This is a genomic window from Nonomuraea turcica (assembly GCF_030718205.1).
Taxonomy (GTDB): Bacteria; Actinomycetota; Actinomycetes; order Streptosporangiales; family Streptosporangiaceae; genus Nonomuraea.
The window spans coordinates 981,667-1,003,774 of sequence record NZ_JAUZQF010000001.1 but is presented as its reverse complement, the minus strand read 5'-3'; the positions used below and the strand labels follow the sequence as shown (position 1 = coordinate 1,003,774).

The following is a 22,108-nucleotide window of genomic DNA, read 5'->3' as shown; positions in this document are numbered from 1 at the left end:
CTCTGCACGATTGATCTGATGATTGACTTCTGGTACGGCCGCGTGCGCTGGCGTTGGCTTTAAACTGGTCAGATGACTACCCGCGAGCCGCGCGCATCGCAATCCGACATCGTGGTCGAGGGCATCAAGCACATGATCATCAACGGTGCGCTGACGGCGGGATCCCGCCTTCCCGTGGAGAAGGACCTGGCCGCCCAGCTGGGCGTGTCACGCAGCTCGCTCCGCGAAGGGGTCCGCGCGCTGGTCATCACCGGAGTGCTGGAGACCCGGCAGGGCGACGGCACTTACGTGACCGCGCTCGACCCGGGGATACTGCTGAGCCCGATCGGTTTCCTGGTCGACCTGCACCGGCCGGAAAACGTCGCCGACCTGCAGTCCGTGCGGCGCGTGCTGGAGACCGAGGCCGTGGCGCGGGCCGCGCTGCGCATCACCGACGAGGAGCTCGACCGGGCCGAGCAGATCCTGGCGTCCATGGAGCTGCTACTCCAGGCCGAGCTGATCGACCACGAGGCGATCATGAACGCCGACATCACGTTCCACCGCCTCATCGCCGCGGCGTCACACAACACGACCTTGGAAGCGCTGATCGAGGCGCTGGCCAGCCGTACCGTGCGGGCCCGCCTGTGGCGGGCCATCAACGCCGACGGAGCCGAGCTCGACACCCACAAGGAGCATCAGGCCATCCTCCAGGCGCTCAGGACACGGGATCCCGACGCGGCCCGGCTGCGGATGGGCGTGCACCTGCTTGCCGTGGAGCAATATCTGTCGGCGAATCAGGACTCCGTGGCCCTGGCCCAGTAGTCGCCGTCGGGGAAGGAGAACGTCGCCAGCGTGGCGTCGTACATCTGGGCGCTGTAGCCGGGGCGGGCCGGCAGCGTGTAGGCGCCGTTCTTGACGACGCACGGGTCGACGAAGTGCTCGTGCAGGTGGTCGACGTATTCCGTCACCCTGCCCTCGAGCGAGCCCGACACGGCGACGTAGTCGAAGATCGACAGATGCTGCACCAGCTCACAGAGGCCGACGCCGCCTGCGTGCGGGCACACCGGCACGCCGAACTTCTTGGCCATCAGGTAGACCGCGAGAATCTCGTTGACGCTGGCGAGCCGGGCGGAGTCGAGCTGGCAGAAGTCGATGGCCTCGGCCTGGAACATCTGCTTGAACAGGACCCGGTTCATCCCGTGCTCGCCGGTGGCCACGCCGATGGGCGCGACGGCCTTGCGGATCGCGGCGTGGCCGAGGATGTCGTCGGGGCTGGTGGGTTCCTCGATCCACAGCGGCTCGAACTCCGCGAGCGCGCGTACCCACTCGATCGCCTGCGGCACGTCCCAGACCTGGTTGGCGTCGATCATCAGGCTGGCGTCGGAGCCGATGACCTCGCGGGCGATGCGCAACCGGCGGATGTCGTCCTCGAGGCTGGCGCCGACCTTCAGCTTCACGTGCTTGTATCCGGCCTCGACGGCTTCCTGGCAGAGCCGCCGCAGCTTCTCGTCGGAGTATCCGAGCCAGCCCGCGCTGGTCGTGTAGCACGGGTAGCCGGTCTCGGCCAGCTCTGCGACGCGGTCGGCGCGGGTCGGCTCCAGCTCCTTCAGCAGCTCTACAGCCTCGTCGCGGGTGAGCACGTCCGACAGGTACGACAGGTCGGCGACGTCGGCCAGCTCCTCCGAGGTCATGTCGGTCAGCAACCGCCACAGCGGCTTGCCGGCGACGCGGGCCGCCAGGTCCCACACGGCGTTCATGACGGCGGCCATGGCGAGGTGTTCGACGCCCTTCTCCGGCCCCAGCCAGCGCAGTTGCGAGTCCGACTTGAGGTGGCGGTAGACGCCGCCCAGGTCCGTCACCACGTCCTCCACGGCCATGCCGACCAGAGGAAGTCCACGCTGCTTGGCGGCGAGCACGCAGATGTCGTTGCCCCTGCCGATCGTGAACGTGAAGCCGAAGCCGGACAGATCCGGGTCATCGGTCCTGATCACGACGTAGGCGGCCGAGTAGTCGCCGTCCTTGTTCATCGCGTCGGAGCCGTCCAGGCTCAGCGACGTCGGGAAGCGTACGTCGAAGGCGTCCACGCCGATGATCGCGGTCATTCACTCTCCAGCGGAGCTCGTACGGTGCGTCACAATCTGTGACACCAGATCAGCTGCCGCCAGGATACATCTGATGAATATCCCTGCAAAGGTGGAGAGAGCCCGGCAAATCCGGAGAGAATCACATCTTTCATCTGATGTCTGTTGTGTATGCTGCTGCCGGAACACCAGAGCGATGGGAGCCCGAACGGTGCTAACCGCCAATTACCTGGGGAATCAGAGGATCGGCATCCGTGAGGCGGATCCGTCGCCCCCGAAGGCCGGCCAGGTGCAGATCGAGGTCGCGTACACCGGAATCTGCGGCACTGACCTGCACATCCTCCACGGACACATGGACGGCAGGGTCAAGCCGCCCGCCATCATCGGCCATGAGATGAGCGGAGTCATCGCCGCCGTGGGCGACGGAGTAACCGGGTGGGCCGCCGGCGACCACGTCACCGTCATGCCGCTGGACTGGGACGGCTCCTGTCCCGCGTGCCGTGCGGGCAACCAGCACATCTGCCAGAACCTCACCTTCGTCGGCATCGACTCCCCCGGCGCGCTCCAGGGCCTGTGGAACGTCGATGCCGATCTCCTGGTCCCCCTGCCCAAGACCCTCCGCCTGGACCACGCGGCCCTGGTCGAGCCCGTGGCGGTCGCCGTCCACGACGTACGGCGAGCCGAGCTCGTGCCGGGCGACCGCGCGGTGGTCGTCGGCGGTGGCCCCATCGGCGCGCTCATCGCCGCGGTCGCCAGGCACGAGGGCGCGGACGTCGTGGTCGTCGAGATAGACCCGCGACGCAGACAGGCCGCCGCGGCCATGGGGTTCCGCGTGCTCGATCCCTCGGCCACCGACCAGGTCGCGTGGGTCGAGGAATGGACGCAGGGAGCCGGCGCGGACGTGGCGTTCGAGGTGTCCGGCGCGGCGGCGGCGGTCCTCGGCGTGACGGACCTGGTGAAGGTGCGGGGCACGGTCGTCGTGGTGGCCATCCATCCGCAGCCGCGGCCGGTCAACCTGCAACGTGTCTTCTGGCGCGAGCTGCGCCTGCTGGGCGCGCGCGTCTACCAGCGCGCCGACTTCGAACGCGCCGTCGAGTTGCTCGCCACGGGCGTGATCCCGGCCGGCGAGCTGATCACGGAGATCGTGCCGATCACCGGGACGGCGGACGCCTTCGCCGCCCTGGAGTCGGGGCAGGCCATGAAGATCCTCGTGAACGTCTCTGGGGGTACGGCATGAGCCGCGAGCTTTTCGACCTGACCGGGAGCACGGCCGTCGTGACGGGCGCACGCCGCGGCATCGGCCTGGCCATCGCCGAGGCGCTGGCCAGGGCGGGCGCCGACATCATCGGCGTCAGCGCGGCCATGGAGCCGTCGGGCAGCGAAGCAGCACGCCGCGTGGAAGCGATGGGACGGACTTTCACGCCGCTCCAGGCCGACTTCTCCGACCGGGCGGCCGTCAGCGCGCTCGCCACTCACCTCGAGGGGCTCGGTGTCGACATCCTGGTGAACAACGCGGGCACCATCGAGCGGGAGCCCGCCGCCCAGCACCCGATCGAGCTGTGGGACCGGGTCATCGAGACCAACCTCAACAGCCAGTTCGTGCTCAGCCAGGCCGTCGGCCGGTCGATGATCGAGCGAGGGCACGGCAAGATCATCTTCATCGCGTCGCTGCTGAGCTTCCAGGGCGGCATCAACGTGCCCGGCTACACCGCTTCCAAGTCGGCGCTCGCGGGGCTGACGAAGGCGCTGGCCAACGAGTGGATGCCGAAGGGCGTGAACGTCAACGCCATCGCCCCCGGCTACATCGCCACGGACAACACGCAGGCGCTGCGGGAGGACCCGGAACGCAGCAGATCCCTTCTAGAGCGTATCCCGGCCGGCCGGTGGGGGGCGGCGAGCGACCTCGGCGGCGCCGCGGTGTTCCTGGCCAGCCGCGCCTCCGACTACATCTCCGGCATCGTGCTGCCCGTGGACGGCGGCTGGCTCGCCCGCTGACGTCCACGCCGCGTTGCTGGTCCTGGCGGCTGAAGAACCGCTCTGCCGGCAGATGGGAAGATCTGAAGGTCGTACCCGCTCAACGGAAGAGAACTCTCGGCATGGCCGTCATCCACCACACCACCCTCAAGCCGACCAAGCTGGAACTTCTCACCTCCTGGCTCCCCTCCCGGCCGTGGTACCTCGGCGGCTCGGGCGAACCAGAATTGGGCAAGGCCGGCGGCTTCCGGCTGGACGACCCGCAGGGTGAGGTCGGGATCGAGTTCATGGTGGTCACCGACACCTCCGGCACTCACCCGACCAGCTATCTGGTGCCGCTCACCTATCGCGGCGCCCCACTCGACGGGGCGGAGCACGCCCTCGTCGGCACCATGGAGCACGGGGTGCTGGGGCGGCGCTGGGCCTACGACGGCTGCCACGACCCTGTGCTGGTCGCCCAATTGCTGGCCTTGATCGAGGGCCGCGTCCAGGCCCAGGACCAAAACACCAGCGACATCCCCGACCGGGAGGTCACCCGCTCCTACATCGGTGCCGGACCCGCCCTCACAGACTTCACCACTGCCGCCGACGACCAAGAGGTCACCGAGCTGTCTGCACCGAACGGTACGGCCCTCCGCTTGCACCGGGTCCTGCATCCCGCCCCGGACAACGCGCCTCTCCCCCCACCGGAAGCGACCGGCCACGTCGCCGGCTCTTGGCACCTGCCGGACGGCACCCGGGCGCGGGGGCTGTTCGTTGTCTTGCACAGCGGCCCTCGTACCTAGATCTCAGCGAGGGGCGACCTCGTCGAGGCCCTCCAGGGCGGCAGCCGCGAATGAGCGTGCCCCACGAGAGCCGCGATCCCCTGCAGGCCGGCGGCGCTACGCTGCTGTGTCATGCAGGAGACGCGCCTCGACACTGCTCGGATCCGGGCGGCTCGCCAGTTAATCGACCCGATTTTCCTCGACACGCCGCTGTACCGCTGCGAGGCGCTGGAGCCCGACCTCGGGTGCACGGTGAGCATCAAGCTCGAAACGGCGAACCCGGTCCGCAGCTTCAAGGCCCGTGGCACCGAGGTGGTCGCGAGCCTGCTCGCCGACAATGGCTCGCGAGCCGTGGTGTGCGCCAGCGCGGGCAACCTTGGCCAAGCCCTCGCTTGGTCCGGTCGCGGCCGGGGGCTCGACGTCACCGTCGTGGCATCCCGCTTTGCGCCCGCGGCCAAGCTTGATCGCATCCGCGCATTGGACGCCAGGTTGGAACTGGTGGACGGCGACTTCGACATGGCTCGCGAGCGGGCGGCGGCCATCGCGCGGCACGACGGCATCCGGCTGGTCGAAGACAGCCTGGACATCGAGACGTGCGAGGGCGCGGCGACCATCGGCCTGGAACTGGTGGACACCCTGCCGTCCTTCGACGCCGTCCTGATCGCTCTCGGCGGCGGGGCGCTGGCCACCGGTGTGGGTCATGTGGTGAAGTCCTGGGCGCCCGAAGTCGAGGTGATCTGCATCCAGCCGCTGGGCGCACCGGCGATGACACACTCGTGGCGCCAACGGCGCGTCGTCACCACCGACTCGACCAACACCATCGCTGACGGCGTCGCCGGCCGGCGTCCCATCCCGGCCGTCCTGGACGACCTCCTCCTGGTCGCTGACGACGCCGTCCTGGTCCAGGAGGCGTCGATCATCGCCGGTATGCGGATGCTCCTCGACCACGCCGGCCTCGTGGTCGAACCATCGGCCGCGCTCGGCATCGCGGCGATCCTCGAAGACCGTGACCGCTTCGCCGGCCGACACGTAGTCACCATCGTGTGCGGCAGCAACGTCGACGTAGACGCCTACCACCGCTGGGTCGGTGCGGCTCCCCTCCACAGGTCCTGACCATTGCTCCTGTGCCTGGCCTTCCGTGCGTCGCGCGCGGGGTGCTGACGGTGACGATCCCGCCCCTCCGAGATGGCCGCAAGATCACCGGAGCCCTCGGCCCAGCTGACCACCTTCGCGCTGACCATGCGGTGCCCTGTCAGCGGCGGCGTCAGTACGGCAACGGCCCGGTATCAGAGCGGTCGGCGATGGTGGATGTCATTGAAAGTTCGTACCAGATGTGAAGGAGCACACCACCATGTCCGTCACCCTTACCGACCAGGACAAGCTCACCCTGCGGACCGCCGCGTGGGGCGCCGTCTCGCTGATGTCCGCCGCTGCTGCCGCCGGCTCTGCCCACAAGGCCGCCACCGGGTCCAGCATCGCTCTGACCTCCGCGACCGGCGTGGTCGGGCACGTGCTCGTCAAGGCGCCCAAGGGCCTGAAAGGCAAGTCCGTAGCCGCACTCGCCGACCAGGTGCTGCCGGCTGTGACAGCGGCCATGACCCTGCTCAAGCAGCAGGCTCCGGCCGAGGCCGACAACTTCCGCCGTACCGTCCTTGTCGCCATCGAAGCGGCCGCGCGGACCCAGAAGGGCGAGCCCAGCCCCACCATGGCGGAGATGGCCCGCAAGATCACCGAGGCCCTCGACGCCGCTTGATGGATGTCGATCGTGCATCAAGCAGAGCGCGAACCGGGCCACGCCGAGCTCGCTGAGCTCGGCGTGGCCGGTCCACAGGCGCGCGTGCGCGGCGCCGGCACTACGTCGTGCTGGTGCCGAACTTCCTGTTCTTCGGCTTCTTCGGCAACTTCATCGCCGACTTCGTGGGCGACCCGCTCGGGACGTTCTGAGCCGTCAGCCCCGGTGGGTGGATCAGGCTCAGGAGGACGCCGATCTGGGCGGGCGACAGCGGCATGCCGCTGAGCAGCTCTTTCATGGGGATCACGCGTCCAGCCTGATGGAGATCGCGACGCGCGGTCCAACACCGGAAAAGGCGGGATTAACGCGGATCTGTTGTTAATGTTGCCGCGTGGACCTGCATCCCCGGCTGCTCAGGGTGTTCGTGACCGTCGCCGAGGAGCTGCACTTCGGCCGCGCCGCCGCCCGTCTGTACGTGGCCCAGCAGGCGCTCAGCCGCGACGTGCGGCGGCTGGAGGAGCAGCTCGGGGCGGCGCTGTTCACCAGGTCCACCCGGCGGGTGGAGCTGACCCCGGAGGGAGCGCGGCTGCTGTCCGGGGCCAGGCGGCTGCTCGCGCTGCACGACGAGCTGGTCGCGGAGGTCTCCGGCGCTCGAGGGCCGCTGCTCGTGGACGTCAACATGCAGGGCCACGAGCCGCCGCAGCCGCTGGTCAGAGCCCGGGAGCTGGCGCCGGGAGTGGAGATACTCGCTCGCTTCCACGGCGGGTTGGCCTCCGGGGTCGCCGCCATGCGGGAGGGGCGTCTCGACGTGTCCTTCGGCCGGTTCGCCGGGCTGCCCGCCGACGTGCGCAAGGGACTGGCCCAGGTGCCCGTGCGGCTGGATCCGCTCGCCCTCCTGGTGCCCGAGGACCATCCGCTGGCCGCGCTGGAGGAGGTGCCGCTCGGCGTGCTGGCCGACTTCCCGCTGGACGCCATGGCGGGCAACCCCGCCACCACCGAGTGGACCGACCTGGGCGAGCGCCTGGCAGAGGAGTTCGGGCTCACCCTGGCCACGCCACACGCGCCGCCGGTCGGATCCCACGAGATGGGCCTCTACCTGCAACGGCACCAAGAGCCCGTGCTGGCCACGGCCAAGATCGGCGGGATCCCCGGTGCCGTGGTGCGGCCCCTGGTCGCTCCCGTGCCGCTCGCCCTGGAGAACCTCGTCTTCCCCGAGGGCCTGCGGCATCCGGGTCTGGACGCGCTGCTCCAGGCTGTGACGGAGTTCCGGAGGGTGGGGCGCGGGCTGCGCCGGCCGCCGCACTCCTGGCTGCCCGAGGCCGACGAGGCGGTGCTGAGGCGGTCGGGACATGGTCACGGGGATGGCGATCTCCGGGGGCCGGCGGTACTGTCACCACACGACATACCGAAGATCATCTAACTTGTCGTCATGGCCGAGGCCGTAACGAGTGTCGACATGGCGTTCGTACCAGGCGACGAACCCCGGCCACATATCGGCGAAGGTCACAACCTCGACGGGGTTGCCCGGTCGTCAGATCGCGCGCCTTCCGCGCCGCCCGCAGTACCTGCCTGAACGTGCCGAACCCGACCAGCCGCACGATCTTCACGATCGTTCAGGGCCGTCCGTCGCACTGGTCACCGGGAATCCGGCCTTTCAGATCCGTTCAGTCCAGTTCATGATCGTCCATTCGAGTGGCGCCCAAGGTGGCTCCCAGCAAGTCCAATGGTTCACCTCGCCGAGGTACCCCCGGCCCTGGCGACCGCTTGGCGCCCGCGACGGACGAATCGTCTATCAATCGTCGATCCAGATGTACCACGGTCCGTCGAAGTGACGGTAGTAGCCCGGCGCGTCGATGTCCGGCTCGCCATTCGGACTCCAGGCGAGGCCGTAGCTTCCGAAGAAGCCCGTGTCTTCGATCATGAAGCCGAAGGCCCGGCGGGATCCTTCAAGGTACTCGATGGGATATAGGCCGATCCAATTCCGCTTCCCCGGCGGCGTCCCCTCTGACACCGTCTTCGCGAAGTGGTCGAGGCTGCTGCGCGACAACTCGAAACGCATCCTGACCGGCGCACCGACGTAGACCAGTGAGCCGGCCAACGCCAAAATCAGGGGCGGCACAGCCCAGAACGGCCAGTTACGACGCAATGCGACTAGCCTCCCCCGCCTGACAAGGACGAGGCCGAGCACGATCAGCCAGCCCACGCCGAACGACAGCCAGCCGACGCCGACGAGCATGAGCCACGTGAAATGCCACCCGGGAACACTTGTCGCATAAATCGTCCCGAGCCCCAGCCATACGGCGACCGTCCCCCATGCCTTGCCGCTGACGTTCATGGGAGCACGCTGGCGAGACGCATTAGGAAGATCGCTCGCTATGCCCACCGCGTGATCTTAACTTTCGCTGGTGGCGATTCCGCCGAGCTGGCGTGTACGGATTGTGCAGAAATCCACAATCGATGTCGGGAGCTTCTTTCATGGCATTCGTACGCGCGCTTCTGTCGCCGGGAGCGTGATCGTGACCCCGGTCGGTAACAGGTTACGGATACACGGATGCGGCGCTGCTGGCGGTCCTGCCGAGCCTGCTGCTGTCGGCGTTCTCCCCTGTGGTGGCGGTCCGCGGATTGCGCCGCCCCCTGTGACGGGCGGGGGTCAGCCGTGCCTGCGGGGTCGCGCCTCGACCAGGCCGGCCTCGTAGGCGACGATAACGAGCTGGGCCCGGTCGCGGGCACCGAGTTTCGCCAGCAGGCTGCCGATGTGGGTCTTCACCGTGGCCAGGCTGACCTGCAGGTGGCGGGCGATCTCGGTGTTGGACAGGCCGCGGGCGACGTGGAGCAGCACCTCGCGCTCCCGATCAGTGACCCCCGCCAGGGCGCGGTTGCGGGCGGGGACGGTCAGCGGTTCCGGCCGCCCGGCGAACTCGGCGATGAGGCGCCGCGTCACGGCGGGCGAGATGAGTGCGTCGCCGCCCGCCACCACCCGGATGGCGGCGAGCAGATCGGCGGGCAGTGTGTCCTTCAGGATGAAGCCGCTCGCTCCCGCCCGGAGCGCGCCGTAGACGTACTCGTCCATGTCAAAGGTGGTCAGGACGAGCACCCGCACGCGGCTCTCCGGGCTCGCGCAGACCCGGCGGGTGGCCTCGATGCCGTCCATGCCGGGCATCTGCACGTCCATCAGGATCACGTCGGGGTGGCAGCTCGGCACCAGCTCCAGCACCTCGCCACCGGTTCCGGCCTCGCCCACGACCTCGATGTCGGGCGCCGATTCGAGCAGCAGGCGCAAACTGCCGCGGAGCAGCACCTGGTCGTCGGCGATGAGCACTTTGATGCCCTCGGTCATGAGCCTCCGTCCCTTGTCACCGGCGGTACGGCAGCCTGGCCGCGACCCGGAATCCGCCCTGTTCCCGCGGGCCGGCGGTGAACTCCCCGCCCTGGAGCAGGGCCCGCTCCCGCATGCCGATGAGGCCGTGCCCGCCCACCTGGGTGGAGGGGACCCTACCGGCTTTCCCGTCGTCGATCACCTCGACCAGGACCTCCGTGGGGGTCACCGCGACCGAGACCGCGCAGGACACCCGATCCCCCGCGTGCTTGATCACGTTAGTGAGGGACTCCTGCACGATGCGGAAGACCGTGCTCTCCACGCCACGGGGCAGGTCGTGCCCGCCGTCTACGTTAATGGTGACCCGCACGCCCGCCTCTCGCGCCCGGCCGGCCAGGGTCTCCAAACCGACCAGTCCCGGCACGGGGGTGAGCGGGGAGTCCTCCGGGTCGCCGACGCCGACGCCGGCGGAGCGCAGGACGCCCACCATGCGGCGCATCTCGTCGAGCGCGCCGCGGCTGGTCTCCTGGATCACCTCCAGCGCCTTGACCGCCTCTCCGGGGCGTTCCCCGGCCACGTGCACCGCGACGCCGGACCGCATGGCGATCAGGCTGAGGCTGTGCGCGACGATGTCGTGTAGTTCCCGGGCGATGCGGACCCGCTCCTCGGCCACGGCGAGGCGGGCCTGCTGCTCGGCGACCCTGGCCGCGCCGGTCCGCCGCTCCCGTACGGTCAGGCCGAGCAGCCAGGCGGCGGCCATGGTCAGCCAGCTCAGCCCGATCAGCCCGACGCTGCCCACCAGGTTGGGCTCGTGCGTCAGCGGTACCAGGGCGGCGACGCCGGCCAGGCCGGCCGCGAGGCCGAGGTAGGCCGGCAGGCCCGAGGTCGCCAGCCCGACCGTGTAGAGCACGAACGCCCACACCAGCCACGGGTTGATCAGCGCGCCGGCCTGCACCCCGACGGCCGCGAGAGCCAGCACTACGGCGAGCGTGGGCAGCGGCCAGAGCCGCCGCAGCCCAGCTGCGAGTCCCAGGGCGACGCCGAACAGCCAGCCGTACGGCGGCAGGGCCACCCGTTCCAGCGCGACCAGGCCGATCAGGACGCCCAGTGCCATGTCGAACACGACCAGATGACGGCGGCGTACGCGCGAGGCCAGCAGCGGACGGAGGCCATCCATGCGGTCACTTTACGTACCGCCCCGCCCGAGGGCATCCTCCCCGGGTCGGAGGCGGCGGCCTCCGACCCAGGGCGGAGACGTCCAGACCTGGGCTCGATGACGCGGGCCCGGCCTTTCGCGATCGTGGAGACATGATTGAAGTACGGAACCTGACCAAGCGCCACGGGTCCAGGACCGCCGTCGACAACCTGTCCATCCACGTGATGCCGGGCCTGGTGACGGGGTTCCTCGGCCCGAACGGTGCGGGGAAGTCGACCACCATGCGGGCGATACTCGGCCTGGTCGCCCCCACCTCGGGCGAGGCGCTCATCGGCGGCCGGCCCTACAGGTCGCTGGTCCGTCCGCTCTACTCCGTCGGCGCGCTGCTGGACGCGGACGCCGCCCACGCCGGCCGCTCGGCCTACCACCACCTGTCCGTCCTGGCCCTGACCAACGGCATCGGCCGGCGGCGGGTGACCGAGGTGCTGGACCAGGTCGGCCTGGCGGACGCGGCGCACCGGCGGGTGGGCGGCTTCTCACTCGGCATGCGGCAGCGGCTGGGGCTCGCGGCGGCCCTGCTCGGCGACCCTGGCGTGCTCATCCTCGACGAGCCGGTCAACCGGCTCGACCCCGAGGGCATCCGGTGGATCCGCGGGCTACTGCGCACGCTGGCGGATGAGGGCCGCACGGTCTTCATCTCCAGCCACGTGATGGGCGAGATGGCGCTCACCGCCGACCGGGTCATCATCATCGGGCGCGGCCGGCTGATCACCGAGGCGACCGTCGGCGAGCTCGTCGCGCGGTTCCACCGGGACGTGCTGGTGCGCACCCCGCGGGAGGACGAGCTGAAGCGGCTGCTGCTCGCGCACGGCGCCGTGGTGCGCCCCGAACCGGGCGGCGGGATGGCTGTCAGCGGCGGCCGGCGCGACGCCACCCGCACTCCCCCGCTGGACAACGCGTGGATCTCCGAGCTGGCCGCCGCGCACGGCATCCCGCTGTACGAGATCACCCCGCGCAGCGCGTCGCTGGAAGAGGCGTTCATGGAGCTCACCGACAGCAGCACCGACCACAGAACGGAACGGCGGCAGGCATGAGGACCGGTCACACCTACATCGCGAGCAGCCTCGTCGAGCCGGACGGCCGCACGCTGCAACCCTCTCGCACCCGGCTGGTCCGGGACCTCGTCGCGGCGGAGTGGCTCAAGATCCGCTCGCTGCGCTCAACTTACTACCTGCTGGCCGTGCTGCCGCTGCCGGTCGTGCTCGGCGGCGGGCTGGCACTGAGCGCGGCCAGCTCATGGGAGCGGCTGTCCGAGCAGGGCCGGTCCGGGTTCGACCCGTCGGCGGCGGGTGGGACCGCGCTTCAGGTCACCTACCTGGTCCTGGCCGCCTTCGGCATCCTTGCCATCACCTCGGAGAGCACCACAGGCATGCTGCGCCAGACGCTCACCGCGGTACCGCAGCGGCGCACCCTGCTGATGGCGAAGGCGCTGGTGGTCGGCGTGATCTCACTCATCGCCGGCCAGCTCAGCTCGTTCGCCGTCTTCTTCGTCAGCCAGACCGTGCTCGGCACCCGGGGCATCGGCGTGACCCTCGCGTCGCCGTACGCGTTGGCATCCGTGCTCGGCGCCGGGTTCAGTTGCATGGTGATGGGACTGGTGGGGCTGGGTGTGGGGACCGTGCTGCGCTCGTCGGCCGGGGGGTTCATCGCGATCTTCGCCCTGCTGTTCGTGGTGCCCGCGCTCATCTCGCTGCTGCCGGACCCGTGGAACGAGCGGATCGGCTCGCTGACCCTGCCGATGGCCTCCAACCTGCTGCCCGGCCGCATCCCGGACGCGTGGCTGCCGCCCGCAGGGGCGGCGCTGGTGCTGCTCGGATACATCGCGCTCGCACTGGCGGCCGCGTCCGCCGCCATCTCCCGCCGCGACCCCTGACCGTTCCACGCCCTCCGGGCGGATCAGATCTTCACCGTTTACTCTTATGGGCCTGCCTCCGGACGTGAGCAACGATAACCCTGCGGGCTCTCTTCCAAGATCTCTCGATGCCTTGTCCGCCTAGATACGCGCAACGCCTCGTTCGGCGGACCCCATCCACAACCTGGGGATTAAAGGGTTGATACGCCGGATGTCCGCGCCATAGGTTCCCTGGAGTGCTGAGCGATTTCCTTCATCCGGCCGACCGCGCCCAGTCGTGGGACGACTGCGACGCCGATGTCCGCGAATATGTGACCAGCACGCCCGCGGCCGTCGGCATCCCACTTGTCGGCGCCTATCTGCATGGTTCCCTGGCGATGGGCTGCTTTTACCGCGCCAAAAGCGACCTGGACCTGCTCCTGGTCGTCGAGGAGCCGCTCAACGACCGGCAACGGGAGCACGCCTCCCTCGCCCTGGCCACGCGAAGCGACCGGCGGCCGATCACTGGCGATCTGGAATTGTCCATCCTGACCCGCCGACAGGCACGAGCACACGAGCATCCGCGCCCCTACGAGGTGCACTATTCCGCCGCGTGGACGGAACGGATCCTGCTCGGCCAGATGGACTACGACGACCGGCATCAGGCCGATCCGGACCTGGCCGCGCACATCACCGTGACACGTAGCCGGGGCGTGACCCTGATCGGGGAGCCGCCGCAGGACGTCTTCGCGCCGGTGCCGGAGTCCGACTACAAGGCGGCCGTTCTCGAGGACCTGGCGTGGGCGCTCAAGGATGATCGCCTGCTGGAATCCCCCTATTACGGGGTGCTCAACGCGTGCCGCGTGATCGCGATGCTCGAAAGCCCCCCGGGAACCGTGCTGAGCATCGCGATGCTCGAAAGCCCCCCCGGGAACCGTGCTGAGCAAGGAGGAGGGAGCCCTGTGGGCCCTGGAGGAACTGCCCGAACGCCATCGGCCGATCGTGGAACAGGCGCTCGCGTGCTATCGCAGCGCTCGACCGGTCTCACTTGAGGAACGGGAGACCGACGGCCACGCATGGTCTGCCGACGCCCTGCGGGCATTCGCCGCCCACGCCCTGCAGCACGCGGACAGGGCGGAGTGAGGGCTGCGCCGCCGCGTGGAAAGCCCCCTCTTTCGTCTACGAGAAGCCGCGCGGTTCATGCGTCCTGGAGGCTTGAGCTTCCATTGCTCCTGGGGGTATGGCGATAGTCTTGGCGACAAGCGATCCACGATGTGCCCTCGCATACAGCAACTTCGGCCGAGCCTCCACAACCTATGACATCGCGGCTTGGACGCCCGGGCGCACAGTCCTACGCTGAGGAGTGGTGTGCGAAAGCAAATCAAGGAGACGGCGAGCCAGGCGGCGTTACTGGCGATCGTGGCCACAATGGCCGGTTGCGGCACCGGCAAATCGCATCCGGACGGTGTGACCATCGAAGGTCGCGATCCACAGATTCTGGTACACCATCGCTCCGACCGTGGGATGGAAGCGCTTCTCACCGGAACGCTGACCTACAACGCAACGAGCACATGCCTAGCAGTGCGGAACACGGCCGATTCATACGCCACCGTCGTCGTCTGGCCACAGGGTACGAAGCCTCTTGCCAAGAACGGCAAGCGAGGCGTTCGCCTGCCGGGTGACGCAGGCACCCTTTTGGAGGGCGCGAAGGTGAGCATCGGCGGCGGATACGTCAACTGGAAGGCGTCCACGCCCGCCGGCCTTGACGTGCCAAATGACTGCATTACCGATGTCGCCGACGCCACGATTTTCGAGGTGAATCCCTTCAACCCTGTCTCCGGCTCGAACCGATAAAGCCCGGCCCTCATGATGGATCGCCTTTCGATCCGATACGGGAAAACCGCGTTCGAGCACGAGCCCCTGGCATGTTCGTCGAGGACACTTCCCTGGTCAGTCGCTGCGCATCGACGAAGCACGGCACTGGCCCGGCGCGGCTGCTGGACATGGTCGAAGGCCGCTCCAAGGCAGTGTTCAAGACCTGGCTCGACGCCCAAAGCAGCGCCTTCCGCGATGGGATCGATGTCGTAGCGATGGACGGGTTCACCGGCTTCCAGACCGCCGCCGCTGAGGCCGTCCCCGGTCGCGCCGCGCGAACGCCTCTGGTATCCCGATCATCCCGGCACCTTACGCGCCGACCGCACGCTCGTGTGGCCGGGAGGCGGAACCTGCCGGTCCAGGCGTGGGTCGGCTCAGCGGACGAGCAGATGAATGATGGCGACGCCGCCGACGGCCACGATGAGGGCGCGTAGGGTCGCGGGACTGAAGCGACGGCCGAGCGCCGCTCCGGCATGGCCGCCCAGAGCGGAGCCGGCCGCGATGAGCGCGACGGCGGTCCAGTCGAAGTGCGCGACAAACAGGAAGAAGATCGCGGCGACGGCGTTGACCACGGCGGCGAGGACGTTCTTGATCGCATTGAGGCGTTGCAGGGTCTCGTCGAGAAGAAGGCCCATCAGGGACACGTAGATGATCCCTTGAGCGGCGGCGAAGTAGCCGCCGTAGACGCTGGCGAGCATGAGGCCGGCAAAGAGCAGGGGGCCGCCGTCGCGACGGGTCGGACCGCTGGGGGTGGCGCGGCGGCGGTCACGCAGCTTCCTGCTGAGGAGCGGTTGCAGGAGCACCAGGACGAGGGCGAGGCCCACCAGGGCGGGCACGATCTTGTCGAACGCATCGGCAGTCAGCGCCACCAAGAGCACGGCGCCCGCGAGGCCGCCGATCAGGGCGGCGAGGCCCAGTTTCAGGATGAGCCGGCGCTGGCCGCGAAGTTCTCGCCGGTAGCCGATGGCGCCGCTGATGGAGCCGGGGATGACGCCGAGAGCGTTGGAGACCACGGCGGTCACCGGCGGCAGGCCGACGGCGAGCAGAACGGGGAAGGTGATGAGGGTGCCGGAGCCGACAACGGTGTTGACGGCGCCCGCGCCGACGCCCGCCGCGAAGACGGCCAGCATCTCCCACGCTGTCACGTTCTCCCCTGCTTCCCGAATCGGTGCCCGTGCCCGGACAAGTTGTACAGCACCCCGAACGACAAGGGCTGAGTGCCCTAGGGCCGACGCTAGACGGGAAATACTTCGACGCTCAGCGAAGGGTCGTGTACCGAGCGGCGCCGGCGCGGCCGTGGAATATGCGCCTTCTTGGGATTAATGTTCTTTGATTGCGATTTGTCCGCTTGCGGAGGGGATAGTTCATAGGCCCCTCTATGGCGACATATCCGGATTGGCGGCAATCAGGACTTTCGTTCTGCTAGCTTTGCCGCGCATGGGGGCAACACTTTCAAGGGGAAGTAGGACGGGGCGGTTAATCGCGGCGGGAACTGTGCTCGTCGCGCTCGGCTACGGAACGGTTGCAGGCGACGACGATCTGTTCCCATTTGGGCCGATGGTGCAATATGCCTTCAGTGTTCCGCCTGATGGGGAGATAAAATCGCTCTTCATGGAGGCGGAGACCGCGGCGGGCGCGAGGTTCGAGATCCCCATCGAGCCGTCATACGTCGGGATCCGCCGCGCCGAACTAGAGGGCCAGCTGACCCGATATATCAACAATCCGGCGCTACTCCAGGAAATGGCCGAGGCGTATGCCCGGCTCCACCCGAAGGCTCCGCGCCTGACGAAACTTCATGTCATCACCAAGGTCATCAAGCTGAGGGACCGGCGCCCAGCGTGGACCCGCAACGTTGTGAGGGTGTCATGGTCGGTGCGCTGACGCGTTGGTGGTTTCCCCCGATCCCCCTACGGCGGATCGACATCCTCCGGGTCATCGTCTATCTGTTCCTGCCCCTGGACATGCTGTTGTTCACCGGGAGTGTGTGGGGGCACACGCAGGCCACGTCCGTCTATCAGCCGGTCCTCCTGGCGCGTCTGCTCCACTTACCGGGGGCGACCCAGGCGCTGGTCTACCCCCTGTTCGCGATCGTCGTCGTCGCGGCACTGATCGCGGCGACCGGCCGGCTGCCCCGCGCGGCGGGGTACGTGGCGGCGTTCGGCTATCTGCAGTGGGCCATGCTCGCCATGTCGTACGGCAAGGTCGACCACGACCACCTCGCCCTGATCGTGGCCCTCTTCGTGCTGCCCACGGTGGGCCGGGCCGGCGAGGAGGCGGCGGGGTGGGCGGTGCGCTGCGTGCAGATCGCGGTCGTGGCCACCTACTTCCTGTCCGCGTACGCGAAGATCCGCCACGGCGGATGGGAGTGGCCGAACGGCGCCACCTTCCAATGGGCGATCACCCGCCGCGGCACGTTCTTCGGTCACTTCGTGGCGGAAATCCCAGGCGCGCTCCTCATCGGCCAGTGGCTCGTCCTGCTTGCCGAGACGGTCTCGCCGGTCGTGTTGTTCGTGCGTGGCCGCGCGCTGTACACGGGTGTGGCCTTCTTCCTCGGCTTCCACCTGATGACGTGGGCGGTGATCACGATTCACTTCCTGCCGCACGTGATCTGCCTGGCCGCGTTCCTACCGCTGGAGCGTCTGCCCATCCCTGGGAAGCGCGCACGCCGGGGTGCCGCCGGGCAGGCGGCTCCGGTTGTTCGCGGTGAGCCGGTAGAGCCCGTGCCCTAGCCAGCGCATCGGCGGCAGCCGCAGGACCAGTCCCAGCGGGCTCCACGGCAACCCGGCGTCGATCAGCAGCTTGGCTACCGCCTGGGCTCCGCCGTACACGCCGCTTTCGGAGATCCACAGCAGCTCGTACTGGGCGCGCTCACGCGTCACGCCGAGGCCGTCGAGGTCGGCGAACTGCCAGGCCGTGATCCGCGCCCGGGTCCGCATACGCCGCTGGATGAACCGGGCGCACATCGTACAGAATCCACAGTCTCCGTCGAAGACGAGTACGGGTCCCATGGGACAGACTGTACGCGCTGCCGCCTCACCGTCATCAACGGCCGAGCGCACGCAGGTGGCGGGCCGTCAGCGAGACCGGTGCGTGGACGAGATCGCGTGGCCTGCCCTGGAAGACCACCGACCTCGAGGGGTCGCCCGAGCTCATCGCGTACTTGCGGCGGCTGGCCGAACGCATCGCGGCCGCCGCGTTCAACGATGGCGACCGGGTGCTCGTACGGCGGCGCCAGATCGACCAGGTATCCAGAGGGGATGTCGTGGTGCTCGAGCCGCCGCTGGGTCCCGCCGGGCGGATCCTGCCCGGACCGCCCAGGGCGGACGGCCGGCACTGGAACATCAAGCGAGCCGCCGCCCTGCCGGGAGCCCCGGTGCCGCAGGGGATCGACGCAGATGGGGACCGCGTGCCCGCGGGTGCGCTGGTGGTCTACGGCGACAACTCCGACAGCGTCGACTCGCGGCAGCGCGGCTTCTTCGAGGCCGCTCGCCTGCTCGGGGTCGCGCTGCGACGGTTGGGCGGGTCGACCCTGTAGGCGGCGCAACATGAAGTTCCGGCTTCTCGGACCGCTACCCGTCGATGACGGCAGCTCGCCGACTGTGATCACAGCGCCCGAGCAACGAACCGTACCTCATGCGGCTGCGCAAGCTGGTGCCCCCCGCCGACCCGGCCGGCGAGCGCCTGGTCACTTCGGACGCCAACTTCATGGCGATCTCGTGGTAGGACTCGCCGACGACGTCGATGCCGTCCGTGCGGCGAGCACCTTGCCCTGCCTCAACCACTGACAGACCGGTGATACCAGGAACATCCTTGGCGGTCATCCCGGAGCTGGAGCGCTTCCGCCGGAGGCGGTCATTCGGGAAAGACCACCACGCCATCCTCTCTGATCCATGGCCGGTGTTCGGGTTCATGCCCGAGCGCTTGCCAGACCGCATGCGCTGCGGCGAACTTCACGTCACCCTCGTTGGTATCGACCGGCGTATCGTGGATTTCGGTGATGAGCACCCTCACCGGCTGCGCCCCTGCGGACAGCGCCTGAAGGGCGTGGCGGACGCCGTCGACCGCTTCCTTCTTCACCTCGTCGAACGCGGGTCCCTGCGTGGTGGCATCGGGTCCGTAGACGCGGTAGAGCCAGGCGAATGCCTCTTCTCCCACGACCACCTCGGCCTGATCAGCCAGCGTCACGTGAACGGTGACCTCGGCCCAGTGGCCTAACCCGCTGACATAACGAGCCAGCCTGAAGGTTGCTTCCATGCGCGAAAGGTACCCGGCGCTCTCGCTTGTCGATGAGACGGAATCAGGAGACTCCTACCTCAGCAAGTCGCTACCCCGTCTGGTGATCGCGACTACGTCTTCCTAGCCGGCTGATGGACCAGTGGTGCGAAGATTGATCATGCGGTATTTCAGTGCGACTGCATCTCAAGCCCGGACTCGGCCGCCACAAGCTGACCAAGCTCACCGTTGCCCAGGTCGATGCCCTGTGGCAGGCCAAGCGCAAGGCTGGCTACAAGGCGAACAGCGTCCGCAACATGCGGGCCGTGCTCCGTAAGGCCCTGGGCCAGGCAGAGCGAGATGGCCTCGTCATGCGTAACGTCGCAGCGCTGTCGATGCCTCCCCGCGTCCCCGTAGAAGAGGGTCGGACGCTCACGGTGGAAGAGGGCAAAAGGCTCCTCGACGCTGTCGCCGATCACCGCATGGGCGTCCTGGTCCTCCTGGCCCTCGTCTTCGGCCTGCGCCGTGGCGAAGCACTCGGACTCATGTGGAACGCCTTCGACTCGGAGGCTCGTACCCTCCGAGTCACCCACTCCGTCAAGCGCCTCAAGAACCGCGACCGGAACGCCACCACCAAAACGCGCATTGTGATCAGCGAACTCAAGACCAGGCGATCACGCCGTACCCTCTGCCTCACTCCCGAACTGGTCGAGGTGATCAAGCGCCACAAGGCCGCTCACAACAAGGAACGCCTCAAGGCGGGCGGAGACTGGACGGAGCACGGCCTGATGTTCCCGACAGCTTTCGGCAACCCGTCCGACCCGGACACCTTCTCGCACCTGTTCTCCCGTCTGGCCAAGAAGGCGGGCCTCGGCCACTGGCACCCGCACGAGCCTCGCCACTCCGGCGCATCCCTCATGCTCGCCCAAGGCACCCCGCTCCACGTCGTGTCCGAGGTTCTCGGCCATGCCAGCATCGCCATCACGAAGGACGTCTACGGGCACCTACTCGAAGGCGACCGGCGCGCGGCAACCGAGGCCATCTCCACCGCTCTCCTGGGGAAACAGCCCCCGGTGGCTCCCACAGACGCCGAAGACACCGGTTGAAGATCGGAAAGCCAGAAGGCCCCTGACGGCATAACGCCTGTTCAGGGGCCTTCTGATTGCAGAGCCGACGAGGGGAATCGAACCCCTGACCTTCTGTTTACAAGACAGATGCTCTGCCGATTGAGCTACGTCGGCGCGGCCTATCAGTGTAGACGCTAGAGACGCCTGTGACGAGCGACTTCGTACAGTGCCACGCCCGCCGCGACACCCGCGTTGAGGGACTCCGCCGATGCGCGCATCGGGATGCGGGCCAGGACGTCGCACTGCTCGCGGACCAGCCGGGACAGGCCCTTGCCCTCCGAGCCTACGATGATCACCGCCGGCTCGGTCAGTAGCTGGACGTCGCCGATGTCGGTTTCGCCGGCGCCGTCGAGGCCGATGACGAACAGTCCCGCGTCGCGGTATTCCCGCAGGGCCGCCGTCAGGTTGGCGGCGCGGGCGACGCGGAGGTTGGCCAGGGTGCCGGCGGAGGTCTTCCATGCGCCTCCCGTTACGCCGGCTGAGCGGCGCGAGGGAATGAGGAGGCCGTGGGCGCCGAAGGCGGTGGCGGAGCGGGCGATCGCGCCCAGGTTGCGGGGGTCGGTGACGGAGTCCAGGGCGACGATCAGAGGGGTCTCGGCCGCGTCTTGCGCGAGCTCCACCAACTCCGACGGGTGCGCGTAGTCGTAGGCCGGGATTTGGAGGGCGATTCCCTGGTGTACGCCGCCCTCCGTCAGGCGGTCGAGCTTTTCGCGGGTGGTCTCGAGCAGGGCGATGCCGCGCTCTGTCGCGATCTTGATGGAGTCGCGTACGCGGTCGTCGCCCTCGATGCGCTGGGCGACGTAGAGGGCGTTGGAGGGCACCCCTGCCTGCAGGGCCTCCAGCACGGGGTTGCGGCCGCCGATGTATTCAGGAGCGTCTTCCGAGCGGCGCTGCCTCGTCGGGGCCGCGCGGCGTGCGCCGCCCTGCTCCTCGCGGGCGATGCGCTCGGCGCGGGCCTTGTCCTTGTACCAATGGCGCATTTCGGCAGGCGGGGTCGCGCCCTTGCCCTGGAGGCCACGGCGCCCCTGCCCTCCGGTGCCTTTGGACGGGCCCTTTTTCTTCGCGGGCCTGCCCGAAGCCCTACCCCCTGCTGCCATGCAGTCAAGGGTACTCGGGCCACCGGGCACCTCATCCCACGCGAGCCGGTCCATATCCCATGCGAGCCGGTCCGTCTCCCACGCCAGCCGGTCCATGCACCCGTCCCGATCATCCAGGACTCCGCCACCCGGGAACTCCGCCATCTGGCAAATCGGCCGCGGCGGGGTGAATCCTTCCAGGGCTCGAGTCCCTCTCATACTCGTCCCGGCAATCCCGCCGGCGACAACGGACATGGAGGTTGGTTGTCGTGGTCGTAGGTATCGCCGTCGCCGTCGGTGCCGTGCTCATCTGCACGTGTAGTGTCGTCGTGCTCCGCCGGAGGAGGCGTGAACGTGGCTGAGACGACATGGTCGGACGAGCGGCTGGTCGCCGCCGCGCGCAGAGGAGACGTCGAGTCGATCGCGGCGCTGGTGGCGGGCGCGCACCCGCACGTGCAGCGGTTCGCGCGATCGTTGTGCGCCACGCCCGAGGACGCCGAGGACGCCGCGCAGGAGGCGCTGATCGTCCTGTATCGCAAGATCGGAACCTTGCGGGCTTCTGGGGCGCTTGTTTCGTGGATGTTCAGGATCATTCGCAATGAATGCATTCGGCGGACCCGGCTCATGATGCGCCCCCCTAAGCCGCCGTTCAACGAAGTCACCGCAGTGCCGTCGGCTGAGGACGAGGTGTTCGAGCGGCTGGAGGCCGCGCGGGTGGCGGCGGCGATCGCTGCGCTGCCCGCCGACCAGCGGCAGGTGCTGATCATGCGGGATGTGCAGGGGCTCAGCGGGCGGATGGTCGCCGAGCGGCTGGGGCTCAGCATCGCGGCGATGAAGTCGCGGCTGCATCGTGCCCGTGCGGCGGTGCAGCGCACGTTGTCCGATCCGGCTCTGGGGGATCTCGATGCCGCCTTCTGATCTCGCT

General features: G+C 68.6%; 26 protein-coding genes, 1 tRNA gene and 1 pseudogene. 18 read left to right on the top strand and 10 right to left on the bottom strand.

From position 1 onward, the window contains the following. The first annotated feature begins 72 nt into the window (after window positions 1–72). The gene (locus Q9G87_RS05390; protein ID WP_305915038.1) at window positions 73–801 is read left to right on the top strand and encodes a FadR/GntR family transcriptional regulator; all 729 of its coding nucleotides are present in this window, start codon (window positions 73–75) and stop codon (window positions 799–801) included. Here Q9G87_RS05390 and Q9G87_RS05385 read toward each other — a convergent pair. Then, window positions 774–2,081, bottom strand: coding sequence for an L-fuconate dehydratase (locus Q9G87_RS05385; protein ID WP_305915037.1), 1,308 nt, complete (start codon window positions 2,079–2,081; stop codon window positions 774–776). The two genes, Q9G87_RS05390 and Q9G87_RS05385, sit on opposite strands and share 28 nt — an antisense overlap. A gap of 190 nt (window positions 2,082–2,271) precedes the next feature. Between Q9G87_RS05385 and Q9G87_RS05380 the strand changes: the two genes are divergently transcribed. The 5 genes from Q9G87_RS05380 (at window position 2,272) to Q9G87_RS05360 (ending at window position 6,551) form a co-directional block, all read left to right on the top strand. Then, window positions 2,272–3,297, top strand: a complete 1,026-nt coding sequence (locus tag Q9G87_RS05380; protein ID WP_305915036.1) for a zinc-dependent alcohol dehydrogenase — start codon at window positions 2,272–2,274, stop codon at window positions 3,295–3,297. Next, window positions 3,294–4,055 carry an SDR family oxidoreductase gene (locus Q9G87_RS05375; protein ID WP_305915035.1) on the top strand — a complete coding sequence of 254 codons (762 nt, stop codon included), beginning with the start codon at window positions 3,294–3,296 and terminating at the stop codon, window positions 4,053–4,055. Before Q9G87_RS05380 ends, Q9G87_RS05375 begins: the two co-directional genes overlap by 4 nt. A 101-nt stretch (window positions 4,056–4,156) precedes the next feature. Continuing rightward, window positions 4,157–4,819, top strand: a complete 663-nt coding sequence (locus Q9G87_RS05370; RefSeq protein ID WP_305915034.1) for a maltokinase N-terminal cap-like domain-containing protein — start codon at window positions 4,157–4,159, stop codon at window positions 4,817–4,819. Window positions 4,820–4,930: 111 nt separating this feature from the next. Next, complete coding sequence (locus tag Q9G87_RS05365) at window positions 4,931–5,911, top strand: threonine ammonia-lyase (protein ID WP_305915033.1); 981 nt, start codon at window positions 4,931–4,933, stop codon at window positions 5,909–5,911. A gap of 238 nt (window positions 5,912–6,149) precedes the next feature. Continuing rightward, entirely contained in the window at window positions 6,150–6,551 is a 402-nt protein-coding gene (locus tag Q9G87_RS05360; RefSeq protein ID WP_305915032.1) for a hypothetical protein, read from the top strand. Window positions 6,552–6,651: 100 nt separating this feature from the next. Here the strand turns inward: Q9G87_RS05360 and Q9G87_RS05355 are convergent, their stop codons facing one another. Further along, entirely contained in the window at window positions 6,652–6,837 is a 186-nt protein-coding gene (locus Q9G87_RS05355; protein ID WP_305915031.1) for a hypothetical protein, read from the bottom strand. A gap of 84 nt (window positions 6,838–6,921) precedes the next feature. Here Q9G87_RS05355 and Q9G87_RS05350 point away from each other — a divergent pair, with 84 nt between their 5' ends. Further along, on the top strand, window positions 6,922–7,950 hold the full coding sequence (locus Q9G87_RS05350; protein WP_305915030.1) for a LysR family transcriptional regulator: 1,029 nt from the start codon (window positions 6,922–6,924) through the stop codon (window positions 7,948–7,950). 372 nt (window positions 7,951–8,322) lie between these two features. Here the strand turns inward: Q9G87_RS05350 and Q9G87_RS05345 are convergent, their stop codons facing one another. From Q9G87_RS05345 to Q9G87_RS05335, 3 genes are all read right to left on the bottom strand, one after another. After that, window positions 8,323–8,865 (bottom strand): hypothetical protein, encoded by a 543-nt coding sequence (locus Q9G87_RS05345; protein WP_305915029.1) that lies wholly within the window; start codon window positions 8,863–8,865, stop codon window positions 8,323–8,325. A gap of 315 nt (window positions 8,866–9,180) precedes the next feature. Continuing rightward, window positions 9,181–9,867 carry a response regulator gene (locus Q9G87_RS05340; protein ID WP_305915028.1) on the bottom strand — a complete coding sequence of 229 codons (687 nt, stop codon included), beginning with the start codon at window positions 9,865–9,867 and terminating at the stop codon, window positions 9,181–9,183. A 16-nt stretch (window positions 9,868–9,883) separates the two neighbouring features. Continuing rightward, window positions 9,884–11,023, bottom strand: a complete 1,140-nt coding sequence (locus Q9G87_RS05335; RefSeq protein ID WP_305915027.1) for a sensor histidine kinase — start codon at window positions 11,021–11,023, stop codon at window positions 9,884–9,886. 131 nt (window positions 11,024–11,154) lie between these two features. On the opposite strand from Q9G87_RS05335, the gene Q9G87_RS05330 reads away from it, so the two are divergent. The 6 genes and pseudogenes from Q9G87_RS05330 to Q9G87_RS05310 all read left to right on the top strand — a co-directional run. Next, complete coding sequence (locus Q9G87_RS05330) at window positions 11,155–12,096, top strand: ATP-binding cassette domain-containing protein (RefSeq protein WP_305915026.1); 942 nt, start codon at window positions 11,155–11,157, stop codon at window positions 12,094–12,096. Further along, window positions 12,093–12,935, top strand: a complete 843-nt coding sequence (locus tag Q9G87_RS05325) for an ABC transporter permease (protein WP_305915025.1) — start codon at window positions 12,093–12,095, stop codon at window positions 12,933–12,935. Before Q9G87_RS05330 ends, Q9G87_RS05325 begins: the two co-directional genes overlap by 4 nt. A 215-nt stretch (window positions 12,936–13,150) precedes the next feature. Beyond that, window positions 13,151–13,945: an aminoglycoside adenylyltransferase domain-containing protein gene (locus tag Q9G87_RS05320; RefSeq protein WP_305915024.1), complete on the top strand. Its 795-nt coding sequence runs from the start codon at window positions 13,151–13,153 to the stop codon at window positions 13,943–13,945. Then, window positions 13,863–14,036 (top strand): DUF4111 domain-containing protein, encoded by a 174-nt coding sequence (locus Q9G87_RS60565; RefSeq protein ID WP_371825736.1) that lies wholly within the window; start codon window positions 13,863–13,865, stop codon window positions 14,034–14,036. The genes Q9G87_RS05320 and Q9G87_RS60565 overlap by 83 nt, the downstream gene beginning before the upstream one ends. Window positions 14,037–14,261: 225 nt before the next feature. Beyond that, window positions 14,262–14,747: a hypothetical protein gene (locus tag Q9G87_RS05315; RefSeq protein ID WP_305915023.1), complete on the top strand. Its 486-nt coding sequence runs from the start codon at window positions 14,262–14,264 to the stop codon at window positions 14,745–14,747. 116 nt (window positions 14,748–14,863) lie between these two features. Beyond that, window positions 14,864–15,031: pseudogene (locus Q9G87_RS05310) on the top strand (transposase); the annotation flags it as partial. A gap of 111 nt (window positions 15,032–15,142) precedes the next feature. Here the strand turns inward: Q9G87_RS05310 and Q9G87_RS05305 are convergent. Continuing rightward, window positions 15,143–15,913 carry a sulfite exporter TauE/SafE family protein gene (locus tag Q9G87_RS05305; RefSeq protein WP_305915022.1) on the bottom strand — a complete coding sequence of 257 codons (771 nt, stop codon included), beginning with the start codon at window positions 15,911–15,913 and terminating at the stop codon, window positions 15,143–15,145. Between the two features lie 349 nt (window positions 15,914–16,262). Between Q9G87_RS05305 and Q9G87_RS05300 the strand changes: the two genes are divergently transcribed. Together Q9G87_RS05300 and Q9G87_RS05295 are read left to right on the top strand one after the other, a co-directional pair. Next, on the top strand, window positions 16,263–16,649 hold the full coding sequence (locus Q9G87_RS05300; protein ID WP_305915021.1) for a PX domain-containing protein: 387 nt from the start codon (window positions 16,263–16,265) through the stop codon (window positions 16,647–16,649). Continuing rightward, window positions 16,634–17,497, top strand: coding sequence for a hypothetical protein (locus Q9G87_RS05295; RefSeq protein WP_305915020.1), 864 nt, complete (start codon window positions 16,634–16,636; stop codon window positions 17,495–17,497). The genes Q9G87_RS05300 and Q9G87_RS05295 overlap by 16 nt, the downstream gene beginning before the upstream one ends. On the opposite strand, the gene Q9G87_RS05290 is transcribed toward Q9G87_RS05295, so the two are convergent. Further along, entirely contained in the window at window positions 17,393–17,776 is a 384-nt protein-coding gene (locus Q9G87_RS05290; RefSeq protein WP_305915019.1) for a thiol-disulfide oxidoreductase DCC family protein, read from the bottom strand. The two genes, Q9G87_RS05295 and Q9G87_RS05290, sit on opposite strands and share 105 nt — an antisense overlap. Window positions 17,777–17,928: 152 nt before the next feature. Between Q9G87_RS05290 and Q9G87_RS05285 the strand changes: the two genes are divergently transcribed. Next, on the top strand, window positions 17,929–18,303 hold the full coding sequence (locus tag Q9G87_RS05285) for a S26 family signal peptidase (RefSeq protein ID WP_305915018.1): 375 nt from the start codon (window positions 17,929–17,931) through the stop codon (window positions 18,301–18,303). Between the two features lie 317 nt (window positions 18,304–18,620). Here Q9G87_RS05285 and Q9G87_RS05280 read toward each other — a convergent pair whose 3' ends face one another. Beyond that, window positions 18,621–19,022, bottom strand: a complete 402-nt coding sequence (locus Q9G87_RS05280; RefSeq protein ID WP_305915017.1) for a hypothetical protein — start codon at window positions 19,020–19,022, stop codon at window positions 18,621–18,623. Window positions 19,023–19,174: 152 nt separating this feature from the next. Between Q9G87_RS05280 and Q9G87_RS05275 the strand changes: the two genes are divergently transcribed. Continuing rightward, window positions 19,175–20,086: a tyrosine-type recombinase/integrase gene (locus Q9G87_RS05275; protein ID WP_305915016.1), complete on the top strand. Its 912-nt coding sequence runs from the start codon at window positions 19,175–19,177 to the stop codon at window positions 20,084–20,086. Between the two features lie 62 nt (window positions 20,087–20,148). Here the strand turns inward: Q9G87_RS05275 and Q9G87_RS05270 are convergent. Beyond that, window positions 20,149–20,221 (bottom strand) — tRNA-Thr (locus tag Q9G87_RS05270). 20 nt (window positions 20,222–20,241) lie between these two features. After that, window positions 20,242–21,204 (bottom strand): 23S rRNA (guanosine(2251)-2'-O)-methyltransferase RlmB, encoded by a 963-nt coding sequence (rlmB, locus tag Q9G87_RS05265; protein WP_305915015.1) that lies wholly within the window; start codon window positions 21,202–21,204, stop codon window positions 20,242–20,244. 333 nt (window positions 21,205–21,537) lie between these two features. On the opposite strand from rlmB, the gene Q9G87_RS05260 reads away from it, so the two are divergent. Next, the gene (locus Q9G87_RS05260) at window positions 21,538–22,101 is read left to right on the top strand and encodes an RNA polymerase sigma factor (RefSeq protein ID WP_305915014.1); all 564 of its coding nucleotides are present in this window, start codon (window positions 21,538–21,540) and stop codon (window positions 22,099–22,101) included. The last annotated feature ends 7 nt before the right edge of the window (window positions 22,102–22,108 follow it).

Excerpts from the sequence above, each read along its gene's own strand:
- Q9G87_RS05360 (WP_305915032.1), top strand. The coding sequence starts at position 6,150 with ATGTCCGTCACCCTTACCGACCAGGACAAGCTCACCCTGCGGACCGCC.
- Q9G87_RS05385 (WP_305915037.1), bottom strand. The coding sequence starts at position 2,081 with ATGACCGCGATCATCGGCGTGGACGCCTTCGACGTACGCTTCCCGACG.
- Q9G87_RS05290 (WP_305915019.1), bottom strand. The coding sequence starts at position 17,776 with ATGGGACCCGTACTCGTCTTCGACGGAGACTGTGGATTCTGTACGATG.
- Q9G87_RS05335 (WP_305915027.1), bottom strand. The coding sequence starts at position 11,023 with ATGGATGGCCTCCGTCCGCTGCTGGCCTCGCGCGTACGCCGCCGTCAT.
- Q9G87_RS05365 (WP_305915033.1), top strand. The coding sequence starts at position 4,931 with ATGCAGGAGACGCGCCTCGACACTGCTCGGATCCGGGCGGCTCGCCAG.
- Q9G87_RS05375 (WP_305915035.1), top strand. The coding sequence starts at position 3,294 with ATGAGCCGCGAGCTTTTCGACCTGACCGGGAGCACGGCCGTCGTGACG.
- Q9G87_RS05330 (WP_305915026.1), top strand. The coding sequence starts at position 11,155 with ATGATTGAAGTACGGAACCTGACCAAGCGCCACGGGTCCAGGACCGCC.
- Q9G87_RS05370 (WP_305915034.1), top strand. The coding sequence starts at position 4,157 with ATGGCCGTCATCCACCACACCACCCTCAAGCCGACCAAGCTGGAACTT.
- Q9G87_RS05295 (WP_305915020.1), top strand. The coding sequence starts at position 16,634 with ATGGTCGGTGCGCTGACGCGTTGGTGGTTTCCCCCGATCCCCCTACGG.
- Q9G87_RS05325 (WP_305915025.1), top strand. The coding sequence starts at position 12,093 with ATGAGGACCGGTCACACCTACATCGCGAGCAGCCTCGTCGAGCCGGAC.
- rlmB (WP_305915015.1), bottom strand. The coding sequence starts at position 21,204 with ATGGCAGCAGGGGGTAGGGCTTCGGGCAGGCCCGCGAAGAAAAAGGGC.
- Q9G87_RS05280 (WP_305915017.1), bottom strand. The coding sequence starts at position 19,022 with ATGGAAGCAACCTTCAGGCTGGCTCGTTATGTCAGCGGGTTAGGCCAC.
- Q9G87_RS05340 (WP_305915028.1), bottom strand. The coding sequence starts at position 9,867 with ATGACCGAGGGCATCAAAGTGCTCATCGCCGACGACCAGGTGCTGCTC.
- Q9G87_RS05345 (WP_305915029.1), bottom strand. The coding sequence starts at position 8,865 with ATGAACGTCAGCGGCAAGGCATGGGGGACGGTCGCCGTATGGCTGGGG.
- Q9G87_RS05390 (WP_305915038.1), top strand. The coding sequence starts at position 73 with ATGACTACCCGCGAGCCGCGCGCATCGCAATCCGACATCGTGGTCGAG.